Annotated in this window: 1 protein-coding gene; it reads left to right on the forward strand. The window is 64.0% G+C overall.

All coding sequences use genetic code 11. The features are described 5' to 3' along the window. The coding region (locus DMP11_RS10185) for a respiratory nitrate reductase subunit gamma (RefSeq protein ID WP_211329106.1) at positions 1-505 on the forward strand (505 nt) is incomplete at both ends.

Below are 505 nucleotides of genomic sequence, written 5' to 3' on the forward strand. Positions count from 1 at the left end.
CGAAGTGGCTGTGGCTCGGCGCGCTCGTGTTCCACTGGTCCATGCTGATCATCGTGCTGCGCCACCTGCGCTTCTTCCTGGAGCCGGTGCCGGGGGCCATCGTGGCCCTCGAAGGCGCCGACGCGTTCTTCCAGATCGGGCTGCCGGCACTCTACCTCACCGACCTTTTGATCGTGAGCGCGCTCACGTTCCTGTTCATCCGGCGCGTCGTGATCCCGCGCATGCGCTACCTGTCGCTGCCGAACAACTTCTTCCCTCTGTTCCTGCTGCTGGGCGTGGTCATAGCCGGCATCGCGATGCGCTACTTCTTCCGCGTTGACATCGAGGGCGTCAAGGAAGTGGCCATGGGGCTGGTGACGCTGCATCCGGTGGTGATAGCCGGCATCGGCTCCATATTCTACGTGCACCTTTTCCTGGCGAGCGTGCTCATCGGGTACTTCCCGTGGAGCAAGCTCATGCACGCCGGCGGCATCGTGCTGTCGCCCACGCGCAACCAGGCCAACGA

This window comes from Parvibacter caecicola (assembly GCF_003725335.1).
Lineage (GTDB): Bacteria > Actinomycetota > Coriobacteriia > Coriobacteriales > Eggerthellaceae > Parvibacter > Parvibacter caecicola.